This window comes from Peribacillus sp. SIMBA_075 (assembly GCF_046534585.1).
Genome location: NZ_JAWRYN010000003.1, coordinates 241,693 through 259,263, shown reverse-complemented (window position 1 = coordinate 259,263; position 17,571 = coordinate 241,693). Strand labels below are relative to the sequence as shown.

19 protein-coding genes and 1 pseudogene are annotated in these 17,571 nt (G+C 42.0%); 14 read left to right on the top strand and 6 right to left on the bottom strand.

What is annotated here, in order from left to right:
* The first annotated feature begins 2 nt into the window (after nt 1-2).
* The 8 genes and pseudogenes from SB775_RS04575 to SB775_RS04540 all read left to right on the top strand — a co-directional run bounded on the left by SB775_RS04575 (nt 3) and on the right by SB775_RS04540 (nt 7,751).
* A complete protein-coding gene (locus SB775_RS04575; protein ID WP_410860649.1) occupies nt 3-497 on the top strand; it encodes an ECF transporter S component in 495 nt (164 codons plus the stop codon).
* The gene (locus SB775_RS04570) at nt 494-1,192 is read left to right on the top strand and encodes an ATP-binding protein (protein ID WP_410860648.1); all 699 of its coding nucleotides are present in this window, start codon (nt 494-496) and stop codon (nt 1,190-1,192) included. The genes SB775_RS04575 and SB775_RS04570 overlap by 4 nt, the downstream gene beginning before the upstream one ends.
* Before the next feature lie 521 nt (nt 1,193-1,713).
* Nucleotides 1,714-2,248, top strand: a pseudogene (locus SB775_RS04565) (GntT/GntP/DsdX family permease).
* Between the two features lie 22 nt (nt 2,249-2,270).
* Nucleotides 2,271-3,815, top strand: coding sequence for a gluconokinase (gene gntK / locus SB775_RS04560; RefSeq protein WP_318681461.1), 1,545 nt, complete (start codon nt 2,271-2,273; stop codon nt 3,813-3,815).
* A 98-nt stretch (nt 3,816-3,913) separates the two neighbouring features.
* Entirely contained in the window at nt 3,914-4,390 is a 477-nt protein-coding gene (ybaK, locus tag SB775_RS04555; RefSeq protein WP_089362056.1) for a Cys-tRNA(Pro) deacylase, read from the top strand.
* Between the two features lie 89 nt (nt 4,391-4,479).
* Nucleotides 4,480-5,598, top strand: a complete 1,119-nt coding sequence (locus SB775_RS04550) for a PRK06851 family protein (protein ID WP_089362055.1) — start codon at nt 4,480-4,482, stop codon at nt 5,596-5,598.
* A gap of 167 nt (nt 5,599-5,765) precedes the next feature.
* Nucleotides 5,766-6,632: a Cof-type HAD-IIB family hydrolase gene (locus SB775_RS04545; protein WP_317778015.1), complete on the top strand. Its 867-nt coding sequence runs from the start codon at nt 5,766-5,768 to the stop codon at nt 6,630-6,632.
* Nucleotides 6,633-6,659: 27 nt separating this feature from the next.
* On the top strand, nt 6,660-7,751 hold the full coding sequence (locus tag SB775_RS04540) for a PQQ-dependent sugar dehydrogenase (RefSeq protein ID WP_410860646.1): 1,092 nt from the start codon (nt 6,660-6,662) through the stop codon (nt 7,749-7,751).
* A 129-nt stretch (nt 7,752-7,880) separates the two neighbouring features.
* Here the strand turns inward: SB775_RS04540 and SB775_RS04535 are convergent, their stop codons facing one another.
* A complete protein-coding gene (locus tag SB775_RS04535) occupies nt 7,881-8,876 on the bottom strand; it encodes a hypothetical protein (RefSeq protein WP_410860645.1) in 996 nt (331 codons plus the stop codon).
* 69 nt (nt 8,877-8,945) lie between these two features.
* Here SB775_RS04535 and SB775_RS04530 point away from each other — a divergent pair, with 69 nt between their 5' ends.
* On the top strand, nt 8,946-9,365 hold the full coding sequence (locus SB775_RS04530; protein WP_410860644.1) for a MarR family winged helix-turn-helix transcriptional regulator: 420 nt from the start codon (nt 8,946-8,948) through the stop codon (nt 9,363-9,365).
* 18 nt (nt 9,366-9,383) lie between these two features.
* Nucleotides 9,384-10,589, top strand: a complete 1,206-nt coding sequence (locus SB775_RS04525) for an MFS transporter (protein WP_410860643.1) — start codon at nt 9,384-9,386, stop codon at nt 10,587-10,589.
* A gap of 146 nt (nt 10,590-10,735) precedes the next feature.
* On the opposite strand, the gene bshB2 is transcribed toward SB775_RS04525, so the two are convergent.
* The 3 genes from bshB2 to pdxK all read right to left on the bottom strand — a co-directional run bounded on the left by bshB2 (nt 10,736) and on the right by pdxK (nt 12,795).
* Nucleotides 10,736-11,401 (bottom strand): bacillithiol biosynthesis deacetylase BshB2, encoded by a 666-nt coding sequence (gene bshB2 / locus SB775_RS04520; protein WP_061465804.1) that lies wholly within the window; start codon nt 11,399-11,401, stop codon nt 10,736-10,738.
* A 96-nt stretch (nt 11,402-11,497) separates the two neighbouring features.
* Nucleotides 11,498-11,845, bottom strand: a complete 348-nt coding sequence (locus tag SB775_RS04515) for a YojF family protein (RefSeq protein ID WP_061465802.1) — start codon at nt 11,843-11,845, stop codon at nt 11,498-11,500.
* A 122-nt stretch (nt 11,846-11,967) separates the two neighbouring features.
* The gene (gene pdxK, locus SB775_RS04510; RefSeq protein ID WP_176431819.1) at nt 11,968-12,795 is read right to left on the bottom strand and encodes a pyridoxine/pyridoxal/pyridoxamine kinase; all 828 of its coding nucleotides are present in this window, start codon (nt 12,793-12,795) and stop codon (nt 11,968-11,970) included.
* 323 nt (nt 12,796-13,118) lie between these two features.
* Here pdxK and mobA point away from each other — a divergent pair, with 323 nt between their 5' ends.
* Genes mobA through SB775_RS04490 form a run of 4 tightly spaced genes read left to right on the top strand, consistent with a single transcriptional unit; the run spans nt 13,119 to nt 15,478 of the window.
* Nucleotides 13,119-13,754 carry a molybdenum cofactor guanylyltransferase gene (gene mobA / locus SB775_RS04505; RefSeq protein ID WP_410860641.1) on the top strand — a complete coding sequence of 212 codons (636 nt, stop codon included), beginning with the start codon at nt 13,119-13,121 and terminating at the stop codon, nt 13,752-13,754.
* On the top strand, nt 13,744-14,208 hold the full coding sequence (locus tag SB775_RS04500) for a molybdenum cofactor biosynthesis protein MoaE (protein WP_061465799.1): 465 nt from the start codon (nt 13,744-13,746) through the stop codon (nt 14,206-14,208). Before mobA ends, SB775_RS04500 begins: the two co-directional genes overlap by 11 nt.
* Nucleotides 14,201-14,434 carry a molybdopterin converting factor subunit 1 gene (moaD, locus tag SB775_RS04495; RefSeq protein ID WP_061465797.1) on the top strand — a complete coding sequence of 78 codons (234 nt, stop codon included), beginning with the start codon at nt 14,201-14,203 and terminating at the stop codon, nt 14,432-14,434. Before SB775_RS04500 ends, moaD begins: the two co-directional genes overlap by 8 nt.
* Before the next feature lie 24 nt (nt 14,435-14,458).
* On the top strand, nt 14,459-15,478 hold the full coding sequence (locus SB775_RS04490; protein WP_410860640.1) for a MoeB/ThiF family adenylyltransferase: 1,020 nt from the start codon (nt 14,459-14,461) through the stop codon (nt 15,476-15,478).
* Nucleotides 15,479-15,552: 74 nt separating this feature from the next.
* Here the strand turns inward: SB775_RS04490 and SB775_RS04485 are convergent, their stop codons facing one another.
* Nucleotides 15,553-15,900: a YflT domain-containing protein gene (locus tag SB775_RS04485; RefSeq protein WP_061465792.1), complete on the bottom strand. Its 348-nt coding sequence runs from the start codon at nt 15,898-15,900 to the stop codon at nt 15,553-15,555.
* Nucleotides 15,901-16,039: 139 nt separating this feature from the next.
* Nucleotides 16,040-17,473, bottom strand: a complete 1,434-nt coding sequence (locus SB775_RS04480; protein ID WP_318681442.1) for a phospholipase D family protein — start codon at nt 17,471-17,473, stop codon at nt 16,040-16,042.
* Between the last annotated feature and the right edge of the window lie 98 nt (nt 17,474-17,571).

Below are 17,571 nucleotides of genomic sequence, written 5' to 3'. Positions count from 1 at the left end.
ACATGGACGTAAGAAAAATTAGTGCAATCGCTATATTCATTGCCTTATCGGCGGTGGGGGCGATGATTAAAATCCCTTCCCCAATCGGCAGCATCGCTTTGGATAGTTTTCCGGCCCTTTTGGCGGCTGTCATACTTGGACCGGTATCGGGGGCTATTGTAGCGGGGCTTGGTCATATCATCTCAGCGTTCATGGGCAGCATGCCACTTGGGCCATTCCATTTTTTGATAATGGCCGAAATGGCAGTCCTCGTATGGATGTTCGGCATTTTATATATACACGGAAAAAAAATAGGCGCATTTTTCCTCTTCTTCATCGGTAACGCCTTCATCTTGGGCCTGCCTTTCGCCTTTCTGGTCAGCACGGGTTTTTACACGTTGCTTGTTCCGGGATTAACGGCGGCGACGGCGGTAAATGTAGTATTGGCAGCCATTTTAATGCCACGCTTGGAGCCTGTTTTGAAAAAAATGATTTTTGAAGATAGACTCGTAGAATGAGTGATTCATTGATTTTACCATTTTCCGAATCAGATTCATTGATTGTTTCAAGTGATAATAGTGGCGGAATCGGTCTGAAGGAAAAAGACCTGGTCCATGTCCCTTATGGGGTCGTTGGATATTATTCCTTTCGGGTTGCCGTCATGGAATGTTTGGGCGTTGGCGGAAGTCCAGTATCCGTCGTTCTAAATAATTTCTGCGGTGATGAAGCCTGGGAGGACTTGACCAGGGGTGTCAGGGAGGGGCTGAAAGAATTGGGAATGGAGGGCCTTCCCATTACTGGCAGCACAGAAAGTAACATGCCGCTTCTTCAATCAGCAATTGGTCTCATGGTGATTGGTAAACGAAGGAATGAAGGTGTTAAAAAGGAACATCCTTTACAGAAAATCGCTCTCATCGGCAGGCCGCTCGTTGGAGAAGAAGTTATGGATCAACAAGATTGGATCGCCCCATTATCTTTATATAAAAGCCTATGTGAAATGGAAGAAGTTCAGGCACTTCCAGTCGGTTCAAAAGGGATAGCGTATGAGTGGAAGCATCTGGACCCAAGTGGTGAAGGTGTTTCTATCCATATAAGTAATAAAGTCGATATCGAAAAATCGTCTGGACCATCTACCTGCTTCCTCATTGCTTATCCTGAACATCTGGAGGAAGAAATCAAGCTCCGATCCGGTCCTCTTTTTATTGGTGAATGATCATTTCATGAATGAATCAGGTATCGGGTTCCAGTTCACAATGAACTGGGTCGATGCTTTTTTCATTTAGGTCATACATTTAATGCTTCATGAGAAAAGCGTTTGAATTCTCTATCATGTTATTTTTTCATTATAAAATATTATTCTGATTTTGCCTTATATACATAGAGAGATTATAAGGGGTTCCAAAGGTTCGGGCTGGTTTAGGAATGACAAACAATCATAACGGTCTTTTTAATCAACATCAAAAAGAGTTGCGTTTATTTGGATTGATCCATAACAATAGTTTATTGATTTATGGCCCAGTTTTATGATTTTCTTGATCATTATCATCCAAAAGTTAAATGTCACCAATGGTTACTGCTTGCTTCCGTCATTTTAAGGATTGTCGCAGGTATGGATGTTCCGGATGTTGCAGATGCTGTTCAGACAGGGGCAGTAATACTCCCTGTTTTCGACATTGCCTTAATCACGTGTTAAAGCAGGTTGGTGCTTTCGATGCCGTGTTTGCTGAAGAATGATTGGCATGCCTTCATTTGAAAAATAATCATCGCCCACATGGTCTCTGTGGGGTTGCATTCTTTACATTAGGTTACACCAGACGTTTTAATAAAGAAGAAATAAACCAATTTATATCCGCCTGTCTTGCTCCAACCGCGTCCATTATTTTGAATATCGAAGCTGGCGGAATGTATTGATCGTGAGTGGAGTCGTGAAGCCATTGCAAGTTAAGGGGCTTCCTTTGATATTTCACCGATTCTGTTTGGTAGTTATGATTCAAGAGGCCACAGGTTCAGCAACTGTCGTGATGACAGCTGCGGCAGGTAGTGTACTGCCGATCATATCTTCTTTTCCAGGTGTTAATTTTAAATCGCTGGTCCTTGCTATCGGTTTGAGTTCATTAATTCCATCCCACTTGAATGATGAGGATTTGAGATGATCGAAGAGCTCCTTAATTTAACAGTCGCACAAACGGCAAAATCTTGGACGGTTATGGGAACGAATATATCAGTCGTTTCACTTATCCTAATCTTACTATTGAATTCAATTGTTTAAGAGAAAGGAGCATGATGTAAGTATGAAACATTCAGGTTATATGATGGGAATCGATATTGGTACGACGAGTACGAAGGTTGTTCTTTTTTCAAAAAGGGGGGAAGTTGTCCAATCTTGTTCGAAGGGATACCCTCTTCACAGTCCAACTCCTTCCGTTGCGGAACAAGATCCCGAAGAAATTTATAAAGCGGTCATCATTACTATAGGCGAGGTCATGATTGCAAGCGGTATAGAAAAGGATGAACTGGGTTTCATATCGTTCAGTTCGGCAATGCATAGCTTGATTGCCATGGGGAAAGACGGTAATCCGCTAACGAATAGCATTACTTGGGCGGATAATCGAAGTGTTTCTTATGCGGAGAAATTGAAGGCTTTGGAACAGGGGATGCAATTGTATCATAGGACGGGAACACCCATTCACCCAATGTCCCCAATCACGAAAGTAATGTGGTTAAGAAATGAGCATCCTGGGGTTTTTAACGAAACGGACAAATTCATAGGAATTAAAGAATACATCATCTATAAATTTTTCAATGAGTACGTGATGGATTATTCGCTTGCTTCTGCAACGGGCATGTTCAACCTGAATGACTTGAAGTGGGATGAAGAGGCACTTATCATTGCCGGTATTGGGGCTGACAAGCTGCCAACGCTTGTCCCTACAACGCATACCCTCTCAGGTTTAAGTGAGGAATTAGCTGCAAAAATGAACATTCGGGCAGGTACCCCGTTTGTGATTGGCGCGAGTGATGGTGTGCTTGCCAACTTAGGGCAAAACGCCATCAAGCCAGGAGTTCTGGCAGTGACAATCGGAACGAGCGGTGCGGTAAGAACCGTCAGTGACCGACCGATTACCGATCCGAAAGGCAGGACATTCTGCTATGCCCTTACTGAGAATCATTGGATAATCGGCGGACCGGTCAACAATGGGGGAATCACCTTCCGATGGGCACGCGATCAATTAGGCCGTGTGGAAATTGAAAAAGCGAAGGCTTTGGGCCAAGATTCCTATGAGATACTGACGGATATGGCTTCCAATATCGCACCTGGATCCGATGGGCTAATATTCCACCCGTATATGGCTGGGGAACGGGCGCCATTATGGAGTGCTGATGCGAGGGGCTCCTTCTTTGGACTTGCGCTTCATCACACTCGTGATCATATGGTCCGGGCAGTGTTGGAGGGTGTGATGTATAACTTGTACAGTGTCCTTCTAGCTGTAAAGGAACTGACTGGTGCTCCCAAGAAAATTCATGCAAGCGGTGGATTTGTCCGCTCAAAGCTCTGGCGTCAAATCATGGCTGATATATTCAATCAGAATGTGACAATTCCTGAAAGCTTTGAGAGTTCGAGCTTAGGTGCCGCCGTACTTGGATTATATGCTTTAGGGGAAATCGAAAGCCTCGATGAGGTTGAGGGTATGATCGGTGAAACGAATGAACTTGTCCCAATCGAAGAGAACGTTAAAGTGTATGAAGAATTAATGTCGATTTATTTATCCGTGAGCAGGCAATTGGAAGGCGACTACAAGCGGATTGCTGATTTCCAAAGACGTCATTTAGAATGAATTTAAGGGAAAGCACAGGTGTATAAGCACTGTGCTTTTCTTTTTGCCTTGTATTTAAAAATGGTAAGATGGAAGAAAACGATAAGGAGAATATTAATATGGGAGCAAGTAAAACGAATGCAATGCGAATTCTTGATAACAAACGTATAGAGTATGGCATGATGAGTTATGATGCCAATGATGGAAAAATTGACGGAATCACTGTTGCGGACAAAATTGGAAAAACTCCAGAAACCGTTTTTAAAACACTTGTTACCCATAGTGGACCGCAGCAGCTTTATGTATTCGTCATTCCTGTAGCCACCGAACTGGATTTAAAAAAAGCAGCGAAGGCGGCAGGTGCCAAAAAAATTGAAATGCTCGCGGTTAAAGACCTGCAAAAATATACAGGTTACATTCGGGGAGGCTGTTCACCGATTGGAATGAAAAAGCAATACCCCACCTTCATCGATGAAAGTGCAACCAACCTGCCTGAAATCATCGTAAGCGGAGGGCGGATCGGTACACAGATCGTTTTAAAACCGTCAGAGTTCCTGGAAATCACACAAGCGGAATCTGTAGCCCTTATAAAATAGACTGTTTATCTTTAGGCATTCACCTAATAGGTTTTTTCTGCATACGCTGTCTTGAATATCACATCTGTATTGTGAGGGAGAGTGTAAAAGTGACAGGAAAAGTGATGCATTATTTCGCTGGAGGCAATACGGCTAAAGGTTTTTATAGTTTATATGATTCCAATTTAGCAGGTTTGGAAAGATTATTCATATTAAAAGGCGGACCTGGTTCCGGTAAATCGACCATTATGAAAAAAATCGGCCAAGAATGGCTGGATAAAGACTATGACATCGAGTTTTTACATTGTTCTTCCGATAATGATTCCATTGATGGAGTAATCATACCGGCTTTGAAGATTGGACTCGTGGATGGGACGGCGCCGCATGTGATTGAGCCGAAGGCACCAGGGGCCATTGAGGAATATGTCAATCTAGGGTCTGCTTGGAATTCCCAGCAGCTGGCTTCCGAAAGAGCGGCAATCATAAGATTGACGAATGCGAGAAGCAAGAGTTTTGAGAAGGCTTATGCCCTTTTCGCTGAAGCATTGAAGATACATGATGAATGGGAAGACATTTATAAGGCAAATATTGATTTCGTTAAATTGAATGGGTTGACCAATAAATTGATAGAAGGCTTTTATAGAGATATCGTCCTTAACAAGAAGGCTGATGTTCGTCATCGGTTTTTAGGTGCCGCTACACCAAAGGGTGCAGTTGATTTCGTTCCCAATATTACTGAAGGAGTACAAAAACGGTACTTTTTAAAGGGGCGTCCGGGTTCCGGTAAATCAACGATGCTGAAAAAGATTGCAAAGGCTGCGGAGCAAAGAGGCTTTGATGTGGAAGTATATCATTGTGGTTTTGATCCGCATAGCTTGGACATGGTAATCGTCCGGGAAGTAGGGATTGCCATTTTTGACAGCACATCCCCTCATGAATATTTTCCGAGTTGTGAAGGTGATGAAATCATTGATATATATAAAACGGCTATCTTGCCAGGAACAGATGAAATCTATGCTGATCAGATAAAGGATGTTTCCTCCAGGTACAGGACGAAAATGAATGAAGCTACAGCAAGTCTTGCTAAAGCAAAAGAGCTGCATGACGAACTTGAAAAGATTTATGTGAAAGCGATGGACTTTACAGCAATCGATGACATTCAAAGCGACATCCACCAACAGATTATTGAACGGGCACAGGAAGTGGATAGCCACACGATTCTACATTAAGAGAACAAACTGCACCTTTCTTCATAGGTGCAGTTTATTTATTTACATAATTGGAATTTTTAAATGACTGAAGCTACACCAAGAATCAAGACGAGTTTGTAAAACGTGTTTATCCATGCTCTTTCGGTTAAAATAGGGATTATATTGAAAAAAAGGAGCCGGTAGAATTGATTAAGACGATCGCAATTGATATGGACGGAACATTGTTAAACAAAATGCAAAAGGTCAGTAAGGAAAATAGAGACGCAATCCGTAAGGCGCAAAGTGAGGGAGTGGAAGTGATCATTGCGACTGGCAGATCTTATGTGGAAGCAAGGTTCGCTTTAGATGAAGCAGGCATCGTTTGTCCTGTCATCTGTGTAAATGGTGCTGCACTCTTCAGGGAGGATGGAAAGATTGCTGCTTCCAATCCAATGTCTGCCGCCACTGCTAGCATGGTAGGTGAATTCCTCGAAGAACAAGGAATTTATTTCGAAATATATACGAGTCAGGGAATCTATTCTAAAGATTATGAAAACGCAATAGCTGCTTTGGTGGATGTATTTGTTACAGCCAACCCGGAGATTGACCCTGAGAGAATGAGGAAATTTGCAGAGGAGCGTTTACAGCTTGGGCAGGTGACTTCCATTTCCGATTATTCCGAGTTATTCCGCCATTCGAATGTGGAATATTATAAAATTCTCAGCTTCTCAAAAGATTTAAGTTTATTAAATCAAATTGCTTCTAAATTGAAAGGAAAGGGAGTTACAGTCACTTCATCAGGACGGGGAAATGTGGAAATCATGAGTGGGGCAGCTCAAAAAGGTACGGCGCTTGAAACTTATGTAAATGAAAAATCCGGCTTGATGCAGGAAACCATGGCCATTGGGGATAATTATAATGATGTATCCATGTTTGAACGGGTAGGTTTGTCTGTTGCAATGGGAAATGCCCCGCTCGATATTCAAAAACTGTGTGATGAAGTAACAGGTAAGAATGATGAATCCGGTGTAGCGGAGGCCATTTTAAAGGTACTTAAACAGTCAGCCTATTAAACTGATGAATCGAAAGGGGAATGACTTTTGAAAAGATGGCTCTTATTTTTCCTTATGGCTACATTGACTTTAACTGGCTGTAACATGAATAAAGAGGACAGCAAAACCCAGCCGAAGCCTGATAAAGAAGTGACGGGCACTTTAGGAGAAGATCCGGATGTGCTAGTAACGAACCTGCATTCCCCATGGTCGATTCAGAAGGATAGGGACACAATGTATGTATCAGAGCGGACAGGAACCATCGTAGAATGGGACAAGGGGAAGATGACAAGGCAAAAGGTCCATCTTAATAAGACATTGTCCGCAAAAGCGGAAGCGGGATTACTTGGATTTTTGTTAACTCCCGATTTCTCCAAGAGCGGGCAAGCTTTCGCCTATTATACGTATGAAGAAGGCGGGGATTCCATCAATCGAATCATCATTTTACAAAAAGTTGGTGATGAATGGGAGGAGATGGAGACCTTGATTGACGGCATACCAAGCGGGGAATACCACCATGGTGGCAGGATCAAGATTGGACCGGATAAGAAGCTATATGCAACAACAGGTGATGCAAGAAAGCCGGAAATCGCACAGGATATTAATTCCTTAGGCGGGAAGGTTTTGCGCATGAATCTGGATGGCACCATTCCGAAAGATAATCCTTTCGGGAATTCATACGTTTATTCATACGGTCACCGCAATCCACAAGGTCTGGCGTGGGATGAATCCGGACAGTTGTATGAAAGTGAGCACGGGGACTCGGCTCACGATGAATTAAATAAGATTGATCCAGGTAAGAACTACGGCTGGCCAGAAATAGAGGGCGATGAGCAAAAACCTGATATGGTAAACCCGTTGATTCATTCCGGTGAGAAAACATGGGCCCCTTCTGGAATGGCCTATTTTGACGGAAAGCTTTATTTTGCTGCCTTAAGGGGCGAATCGGTTAAAAGTTATGATGTACAGAGCGGCAAGCTGACTAATATCATTACGGGTTTTGGGCGGATACGTGATGTATCCGTAGATGGAGAATTCCTTTATTTCATAAGCAACAATACGGATGGCCGAGGAAATCCTGATGAAAAGGATGATAAGCTTTATCGTGTGCCACTTTCCCGGTTAAAAAATATGTCCTGAAGTTTTCAATGAGAAGCTTGGAGATGTGGTATTTGTGTAATTCAAAATAGTTTTCGAATGAAATCATTCCGAAACGCAAAGATCAAATATCGGAAGCCTCGCTTTTTAATGGCGGGGTTCCCTTTTTGTTTATGGCCTCGAAGCATCGACCACGAAGAGCATGGCATGGCCCCGATTTGACCCATACAGTTTGCGGAATTCACGAGTAAACGTGCGAAATTCACGAGTAAACAGCGCGAAATCACGAGTGCAGCAGAATTCACGAGTAAAACAGTAGAAATCACGAGTAAAAGCGTGAAATTCACGAGTAAAAGCGTGAAACTCACGAGTAAAAGCGTGAAACTCACGAGTAAAAGCGTGAAACTCACGAGTAAACATGCGAAATTCACGAGTAAACATGCGAAACTCACGAGTAAACAGCGCGAAATCATGAGTGTAGCAGAATTCACGAGTAAAAGCGCGAAACTCACGAGTAAAAGCGCGAAATTCACGAGTAAACGTGCGGAATTCACGAGTAAAAGCGCGAAACTCACGAGTGCAGCAGAAATCACGAGTAAAACATGCGGAATTCACGAGTAAACAGCGCGAAATCATGAGTGCAGCAGAATTCACGAGTAAAAGCGCGAAACTCACGAGTAAACATGCGAAATTCACGAGTAAACAGCGCGAAATCATGAGTGCAGTAGAAATCACGAGTAAAACAGCAAAACTCACGAGTAAAAGCGCGAAATTCACGAGTAAACGTGCGGAATTCACGAGTAAAAGCGCGAAACTCACGAGTAAACATGCGAAATTCACGAGTAAACAGCGCGAAATCATGAGTGCAGTAGAAATCACGAGTAAAACAGTAAAACTCACGAGTAAAACAGCAAAACTCACGAGTAAACATGCGGAATTCACGAGTAAACAGCGCGAAATCATGAGTGCAGCAGAATTCACGAGTAAAAGCGCGAAACTCACGAGTAAAACAGCAAAACTCACGAGTAAAAGCGCGAAATTCACGAGTAAAACAGTAAAACTCACGAGTAAACATGCGGAATTCACGAGTAAATGCTCCAAACTCACGAGTAAAACAGCAAAATTCACGAGTAAATGCTCCAAAATCACGACAAGTGTTTTCTTCATCGAAGGCTGGACATTTCTAAAGAATAAGTTTATAGTTACCTAGGTAACTAATTAACAGGAGGAATACCTTTGTCCTTTCATAATGGTTTTTTTCATCATCACTTACAATTTTCAAGGTCATTTACCAAAAAGTTAAATGAACAATTGGCTAAGGTTGATCTTTTTCATTCCCAGTGGCTGATTGTATATTATCTGAATCAGTATGGCTGTTCTACGCTTGTTGAAATAAGCACTTATCTAGATGTGGAGAAGCCGACGGTAACCCGGACGGTAAACCGTTTGGAAGAACTTGATTTGATTGAACAAATCCCAGGGAAAGATAAGCGGGAACGGAGAATACAGTTAACGGAGTCTGGTGTAAGGACTTTTCAAGAGGCCAAAAAAGTGGTTGAAGAGTTTGAACTTCAATTAATGAGTGGTTTGGCTGAAGAGGATCGTAAGGCAACGTTACGAACTTTGACTTTCCTGAAGGAAAAATTAAAACAATAGTAAGGAAGAAGGATTGAAATGAATGACAAACCGAAATTATGGACGAAAGACTTTCTGATTGTCTCGTCTGCGAACTTTTTTCTTTTTTTAACTTTTTATGTCTTGATGGTGACATTGACCATTTATACGATGGATAGCTTTCATGCGTCGCAAGCACAAGCAGGACTTGCCTCAAGTATCTTTGTCCTCGGGGCAGTGCTTGTCAGGCCGATTGCAGGGAAAAAAATTGATAAGATCGGCCGCAGAAAAATGTTGCTTGGATCCTTGATTCTATTCCTGGCCGCATCCATTGGCTATTTCCTGGTGAATAGTTTACCCCTCTTATTGATCGATCGTCTTATTCATGGTTTTGCTTTTGGCCTTGCCACAACGGCAACTGGAACGATTGCTGCAGATATCATTCCGAATGAAAGACGCGGGGAAGGTACAGGCTATTTTGCCATGAGTACAAACTTGGCAATGGCATTCGGTCCGTTTATTGGATTGCTGATCACACAGCATTTTAGCTATTCGATCATTTTCTATGCTGCCTCTTTATTTGCCGCATTTTCTTTAGTCGCATCGTTGTTCATGAATGTGCCTGAAGGGGAAAAAGGCAGAGCTCTACCACAAAAGGGATTTAAAATCAGTGATTACTTTGAAAAAAGGGCCTTGCCCATTTCCATTTTTATCGGATTTGCCGGATTTACCTATTCGAGCATCTTGTCCTATTTAACATCTTTTGCAAAGGAAATCGATTTAATGGATGCGGCGAGCTTTTTCTTTGTCGTATTTGCAGTATTCCTTTTGGCATCCCGCCCGTTTACAGGACGAATGTTCGATGTGAAGGGGGAGAATGCAGTCATTTACCCATCGCTCTTCCTGTTTGCCATGGGTATGGTCATCCTCAGCCAATCCCATCATGGTATCACGCTTCTGATTGCCGGTGCCTTTATCGGAGTGGGATATGGTACGTTCCAATCAAGCAGTCAAGCGATTTCTATCAAGGAATCCCCATCAAATCGGATGGGATTAGCCACATCCACGTTTTTTACAATGTATGATTTTGGTATTGGTGTTGGCCCATTCCTATTGGGCTTCCTTATCCCATTTACCGGGTTCAAAGGGTTATTCATGGGAATGTCAATCTTTGCATTCGCCCTTATCGGGATTTATTATTTGGCACATGGAAAAAAAGCCTCGGCAAGAAAGAAAATGCATCATGAGGAACGTTTGTCTGCTTAATTTTTTATATGTCTGTATAAAATAGGAAATTTAGGGGATGCTTTATAATGATTAATTTTCCAAATTATCCCCCTTTTCTCCGCCTGTTATCAGCAGGCGCTTTTTTTATGCCCATAAACAAAGAAACCGCCATATTGGCGGTTTCTTTAAAATTTATAGGTCCATAATCGTTCTTTGCGGATCCAGTCGAGAAAATCAGCATCCTGATTTTCGAATTTCTCTTTCCAATCGATCACCATCGCTTGCGTTTGCGAACGATGGGCAGTGAATGCAGCTACCTTTTTTTCTTCTACGGCAGATATATCATGGATGATATCGGGCTGTCCTAACTCATCGATGCAATTATTGGAGAACGCGACACAATGAAGTTTAGGTCTCTCTTTTTCTTCGATTCTTTCCACAGCCCGAACCACAGCCCGTGCTGTTGCTTCGTGGTCTGGATGGACACTGTATCCTGGGTAAAACGTAATAATCAATGAAGGATTCAATTCATTGATAGCATCGGTAAATAATGAAGTCAGCTTTTCATCATCTTCGAATTCGATTGTCTTATCACGCAAACCGAGCATGCGTAAGTCCTGGATTCCAATCGCATTTGCTGCATCGATTAATTCCTTTTTACGAATTTTAGGGAGCGATTCTCTTGTTGCAAATGGAGGATTTCCTAAATTACGTCCCATTTCTCCTAAAGTTAGGCATAAATAGGTGACGGGAGTGCCCTCTTCTCTATGAAGGGCAAGCGTTCCAGAGACCGAGAAGGCTTCATCATCGGGATGTGGGAAAATAACTAATACATGACGTTCTTTTTCCAAGGTATATTTCTCCTTCCGTTCTACTTACAGTGAGTATGGTTATCGGTGAATGGGAGTATTCATCGGAATAATTTTAAAATATCAAGCAAGTTGTACTCATTCAAAGGGAGTAGGGCTGAGCTGCATGGAGACAGCGAGCTTCCCGGAAAAATCAAGTCCTGCCAACAGCAACCTACCTTGTTCATCCATTTCGAAGTGGTTAACGCCTTCTGCATATACCCAGCCAATATTGAGCTTTAAGCCGATGCGGTAGGGTCCATCCCCAACTATCTTCCCGTGTTCATACTGTATTAATGCATTACGAATATAAGCACCTGCCGAAAAGAAAGCTTCATCTACATGAGTGGCATAGGCACCATTTGTCGTTTCAAGGTGAAGATATACATCTTGTCCGGCGAAAGTATCAATAGCATTTTGCACCTCTGTACGGTCTATAGGTTTCATTCTATAATTTCCTCCTTAACTGGGCGGCTAGATAAGCTTTTCCTTCTTTCTAGTTTACTAAATAAAAACAAAAAAAGCGAAAAAGGCCGCTCGATGAATTTGAGCGGCCACTAAACTTGATGTTATTTTTGGGTGTTTTCAGCAATTCCATATTTATGGTATGCACCATGGTTGACAGGTCCTACATAGTCATTCATCTTCCAAGAATGGCGAACCGCTTCGGTAATGAAGTCCTTCGAAATGTGGATAGCCTCACGAGGGCTTTTCCCTTCAGCCAATTGAGCTGCAATAGCTGCTGAAGATGAACAGCCGGCACCATGTGTGTTGGTTGTTTCAATTTTCTCGGATTCAAGGATCTCAAATTCTTTTCCATCATATAGAAGGTCGATGGCTTTGTCATTCCCCAGCTTATTACCGCCTTTGATCAAGACATATTTAGCACCAAGTGCATGAATTTTTTCAGCTGCACCCTTCATATCATCGATCGTCTTGATAGGTGCTGTCCCAGCTAACTGGGCAGCCTCGAACAGGTTTGGCGTAACTACTGTTGCACGTGGAACAAGAAGTTCACGCAAAGCTACAGCTGTTTCAGGGTGTAGCACTTCATCTTCACCTTTACATACCATAACTGGATCGATTACGACCTTGTCCAGTTTCAACTCATCTATTTTACGGGCAACAAGTTCAATGATTTCCACTGATCCAAGCATTCCCGTTTTCATGGCATCAATGCCGATTGATAAAATCGTTTCGATTTGGGCTTCCAAAACCTCAACCGGTGTAGGGAATACATTATGGGACCACCCATTCTTAGGATCCATCGTCACGATTGTCGTTAAAGCGGACATACCGTAAACGCCGAATTCTTGAAATGTCTTTAAATCTGCTTGAAGACCCGCTCCGCCGCTCGAATCCGATCCGGCAACTGTCATAGCTCTTTTCATAGTCATTATGTGACCTCCTCAGGAGAATTAGATATCGATATTATCAGCATACCAGGTATCCTATTTTTAGAATATACCAAAATTTCTTTTATGTAAAACTTAGTTGTCACCCTATATGAGTCCTTTAATAAGGAAATGGAAAGGCCTAGTCTGCTCCTTGGAAATATGCTTTGTCCAAACTTTTGATATATAAGCAAAGATGTGAAAGTGTCATTATTTTCAAAATTGATTTAAAATATTTAAATATAGGGACGCTTCATTAGGGGATGCATGTATTATAGCTTTACCGTTGGGTGCGGGATTAAACCCAAAATAGGGAGGTGATTCGTTTGGAATGGACTATGTTACTTTTAGCTGGTGGGAAATCAAGTCGCATGGGAGTGAATAAAGCTCTGTTGACCATAGGCGGCGTTACGAACATTTCAAGAGTGGCAGCCGAATTGAAAAAGGTGTCAGAAAACATTCTGGTCATTACCAATACTTTTGAAGATTATCGTTTTCTGCAATTTCCGTTAATACCGGATATACATAAGGATCAAGGACCTCTTGGCGGATTGCATGCAGGGATGACCGCTGCGAAAACGGAGCTTCAATTCCTTACGGCCTGTGATATGCCCTTTGTGAATGCGGCTGCCATAAATGATATCATTTCCTATTATGAACCTGAATTCGATGCTGTCATTCCGGAAATAAATGGCAGGATCCAGCCGCTTTTTGCTGTTTATCATAAAAGGTGTCTTCCTGTACTGACGGAGTGCTTATTAAAACGCGAGTTGAAAATGGGTCTATTTTTGGAAAAAATTTCGGTGAAAATCATGAAGGAAACCGACTTTAAGTTATATCACGAGAATCCTGAACATCTTCAACACCTTTTTTTCAATATGAATACGAGGGAAGATTATAAAGAGGCAGGGTATATTGATCAAACTGAATTATATATAAAGGATGGTAGACATGAATTATAAAATTTCAAAAGAGCCGATTGTCATCCAGGAAGTGATTGATAAAGTAGTAGAGCGGAATGCAGGTGCCGTCACGACCTTTATTGGTACAGTGAGGGAAATGACGAAAGGAAAAAAGACTCTTTTCTTAATCTACGAAGCATATGAACCGATGGCCATTAAGAAATTAGAGCAAATCGGTTCTGAAATTAAGGAGCGGTGGCCAGATTCAGAAACGGCAATCACCCATCGTGTTGGAAAACTTGAAATCACGGATATCGCAGTCGTTATTGCCGTTAGTACGCCACATCGAAATGATGCATATGAGGCAAACAGGTATGCGATTGAAAGAATAAAAGAAATTGTCCCTATATGGAAAAAGGAACATTGGGAAGATGGGGAGACATGGGTCGGAAATCAGTTGGAAACAGTTCCATATCCAAAAGGGAAACCGGAAGAGGTGGATATCAATGATTAATGTACTTTTATTTGCCCAATTGAAAGATGAGTTAGGCAAAGAGACTCTTTCTATAGAAGGAAATGGAATGAGTGTGGCCCAGCTTAAAGGCAAAATGAGGGTGGAATTTCAATTGGAAGGTCTTGAAACCGTGATGACAGCGGTCAATGAAGAATTTGCTGACGATGACACGATTCTATCTGATGGAGATACAGTGGCTTTCATTCCACCTGTCAGTGGAGGCTGAGCAAATCGGATGGGAGGGTTCATAGTGCAAGAGCGATATTCAAGACAGACTTTATTTTCCCCCATTGGTGAAGGGGGCCAATCGAGAATTTTGAAGAAGCATGTCTTACTTCTAGGGGCGGGGGCATTGGGGTCTGCTAACGCAGAGGCCCTTACTCGTGCGGGAGTAGGGAAGCTTACCATTGTCGACAGGGATTATGTCGAAACCAGTAATTTACAGCGTCAACAAATGTATACGGAACGGGATGTCGAGGAGAAACTGCCAAAAGCAGAAGCGGCAAAGCGCCATCTATTTGATATCAATCATGAAGTCGAAGTCAATGCCATCATTATGGACGCGACCGCCCAGAACCTTGAACAGCTGCTTGGTGATGTTGATTTGATATTGGATGCAACCGATAATTTTGAGACACGGATGATTATTAATGATCTGTCACAAAAGTTACAGATACCATGGATTTATGGGGCATGTGTGGGGAGTGTGGGCATGACTTTGACCATCCTTCCAGGACAGACGCCATGTTTGCACTGTTTACTTAAAGCTATCCCCATTCAAGGAATGACCTGTGACACAGGAGGAATCATATCACCAGCTGTAACGATGGTAGTGGCACACCAAACTGCTGAAGCTTTGAAAATCCTCGTTGAAGATTGGGAATCGGTTCGACCTGCACTTGTTACTTTTGATCTGTGGAGGAATCAATACCAAACCGTAAAATTAACAAAAGCGAGAAAGAAAGATTGTCTCTCTTGCGGAGATCAGAGGACATATCCCTTTTTAACTATGGAAAACGCAACGAAAACTGCGGTTCTTTGCGGTAGGGATACTGTACAGGTCAGACCGCCAAAACCTTTGAAACTGCAACTCGAGAAATTAGCCAAAGATCTGAACGGCAGTGGTTATTTGGTGCAATTCAATCCATTTCTTCTCTCTTGTGAAAAAGAGGGGAAACGTATTGTCATTTTCGAGGATGGCCGGGCGTTGATTCACGGAACTAAGGATATGGTCCATGCAAAGGCCACATACCAAAGTATCCTGGGATAATGAATATAAAAAGCGAGGCTGCCGGTAGGGTGCCTCGCTTTTTATGAATCATATAGGGTAGTGGTTATCGGGTATTAGTGTGTAACACCGTCTTTATTATCTTGTTTGGAAGCAACGATGACGACTTTGCCTTCGTCAAGCACTTCCTCGTAACGTTCTGCTTCCATATCGCTAAGACCAAGGTTGCTCATTCGATTACGAAGTTCGTCTCCACGTGATTTAAAGAGATTTCCAACGGTATCAAGGAAGCCTTGTTCCTTCATGCCTACATCTTCTGTGTTTGTATTCTCGGTAAGGTGCTTCGAACGGGTTTTATCATGGGCAAACAAATATACATCGTCCTTCGTATATCCTGATGTAGTTAATTCATCGATTTTTTCCTTTGCTTGTAAACCGTTTTCTACTACATGTACTTGATACATATAAACTCCTCCTTGAATTTCAATGTAAGATTCTCTTGGATATGGGTAAATGGAATCTTGCTTTATCATAGTTGCTGATTGGTTATAGTAGTATATAACCTTAATTGGGCATGTATAAACATTTTATATCGAAATATATTTAATAAGTGGTGAAGCGGAAAACCTTTTGTATACGGTAGGTCAAGTATTTGAAGACAGGTAGTTTCTTTTGATATTCACTGTAATCTACCGTGTATGTTCCATTTTGATTTGTCCAAAGTCTTTGAAAATAGTTATCGACATCATAAGAAACGTCCGCATCATTTGGAGCGTGGATTTCAACATTTGCTTCAAGATTGTAGTCATCCAGATTGCGGGAGGTATAATTAGCCGATCCTCCAAGAATAATCGTTTCATTAGCCTTTTGGATCATCATCAACTTTGTATGGAACTGTTCTTTCTCTGTTTTGTACCAGCGGATCGAAATGTTTTCATCCCCCAGTTTTTCGAATTCAGCGGCAACTGGAAGATTAGGAAGACCGATTTTCTCACTTCCGAAAGCGTTTTGATTCGGATCCAATATCATTTGAATCTTCACACCCCGTTTAGCTGCATCGGTTAATGCCTCGACAACATCGCGATCGGCAATGTAGAACATGGCAAGATGGATCTTGTCGCCTTTTTGTGCATCCTTTATTGCCTTAAGGACATGTTTATTGATTTTTCCTTCCGTTAGCAATTGTACCGATATTGGTCCTTTATCTGCAGATATCCCTTTTAATTCAGGAAATGACTTTGGGCCACCCGAAAATTTCGAAGTGGCTTCTTCTGCTTTAACAAAGTCGCCGATGATATTCCCATCCATCTGAAATGCAATATTGGAATGGAATCCACTCGCGTCATGAGGATTGGCTGATGAAATGATGGCCGTTTTTTCGGTAGCGACCACTTTTCTGTGATTGGCTTTAATGTTCATCAGTCTTAGATAAGAACGTAAGGTGACCTTTGGTGCGCTTTTAGCCATTGGATTCACAATCCATCCTTTCCCGCTTTCACCGAACCATTGGAAAAAGGTCCGATATACACCTGAATAGAGAGGATTCGGATCCCGAAGCCGGTCTAAGTTGGTAACGATGACCTCAATGCCATTTTTCTTCATCGTTTCCAATGCCTCTAACTGGTAGGCATTATAGGAAGTATTCACTTCATCAGTAATGAATATAACCTGGAGGTCAGGTTTCTTTTTCTTCTGTTCAACCAGTTTATCCTTCAGATTCTCGGTTAACTTTGGAAAGTTTATCTTTTCATCATAAAAAGCATTAAACAAAAACATATCGATTACGACAAAAGAATCTGCGTCTTCTATGGCTTGATATATGGTTTGGAAAATTCGCTGCTCATGTTGCAGATTCCCTTGCTCATCGTGATAGGAAAGGTCATAAATGAAATCAATATCCTCGACATGATGAACCTTCCCTTCATAAGAAATGCCATCAGGGAGAGGCTTGTAGCTGTTATAGTTGATTACGGCTGTAATGACGATCACAATGCTGACAAGCAGATAAAATCGTTTTCTTTTGTACCATTTTTTCATAGGGAATCCTCCAACATGAATAAATTGATTGCTAACTATCTAATTTCCCACTTTAGGGGTATATAGAAACATAAATCGTAATCTATGGAAAAAGGTAA

Coding starts and splice junctions, on each gene's coding strand:
- SB775_RS04575 (WP_410860649.1), top strand. CDS start 3: ATGGACGTAAGAAAAATTAGTGCAATCGCTATATTCATTGCCTTATCG.
- SB775_RS04570 (WP_410860648.1), top strand. CDS start 494: ATGAGTGATTCATTGATTTTACCATTTTCCGAATCAGATTCATTGATT.
- gntK (WP_318681461.1), top strand. CDS start 2,271: ATGAAACATTCAGGTTATATGATGGGAATCGATATTGGTACGACGAGT.
- ybaK (WP_089362056.1), top strand. CDS start 3,914: ATGGGAGCAAGTAAAACGAATGCAATGCGAATTCTTGATAACAAACGT.
- SB775_RS04535 (WP_410860645.1), bottom strand. CDS start 8,876: ATGAAGAAAACACTTGTCGTGATTTTGGAGCATTTACTCGTGAATTTT.
- SB775_RS04525 (WP_410860643.1), top strand. CDS start 9,384: ATGAATGACAAACCGAAATTATGGACGAAAGACTTTCTGATTGTCTCG.
- SB775_RS04515 (WP_061465802.1), bottom strand. CDS start 11,845: ATGAAACCTATAGACCGTACAGAGGTGCAAAATGCTATTGATACTTTC.
- pdxK (WP_176431819.1), bottom strand. CDS start 12,795: ATGACTATGAAAAGAGCTATGACAGTTGCCGGATCGGATTCGAGCGGC.
- SB775_RS04500 (WP_061465799.1), top strand. CDS start 13,744: ATGAATTATAAAATTTCAAAAGAGCCGATTGTCATCCAGGAAGTGATT.
- moaD (WP_061465797.1), top strand. CDS start 14,201: ATGATTAATGTACTTTTATTTGCCCAATTGAAAGATGAGTTAGGCAAA.
- SB775_RS04485 (WP_061465792.1), bottom strand. CDS start 15,900: ATGTATCAAGTACATGTAGTAGAAAACGGTTTACAAGCAAAGGAAAAA.
- SB775_RS04480 (WP_318681442.1), bottom strand. CDS start 17,473: ATGAAAAAATGGTACAAAAGAAAACGATTTTATCTGCTTGTCAGCATT.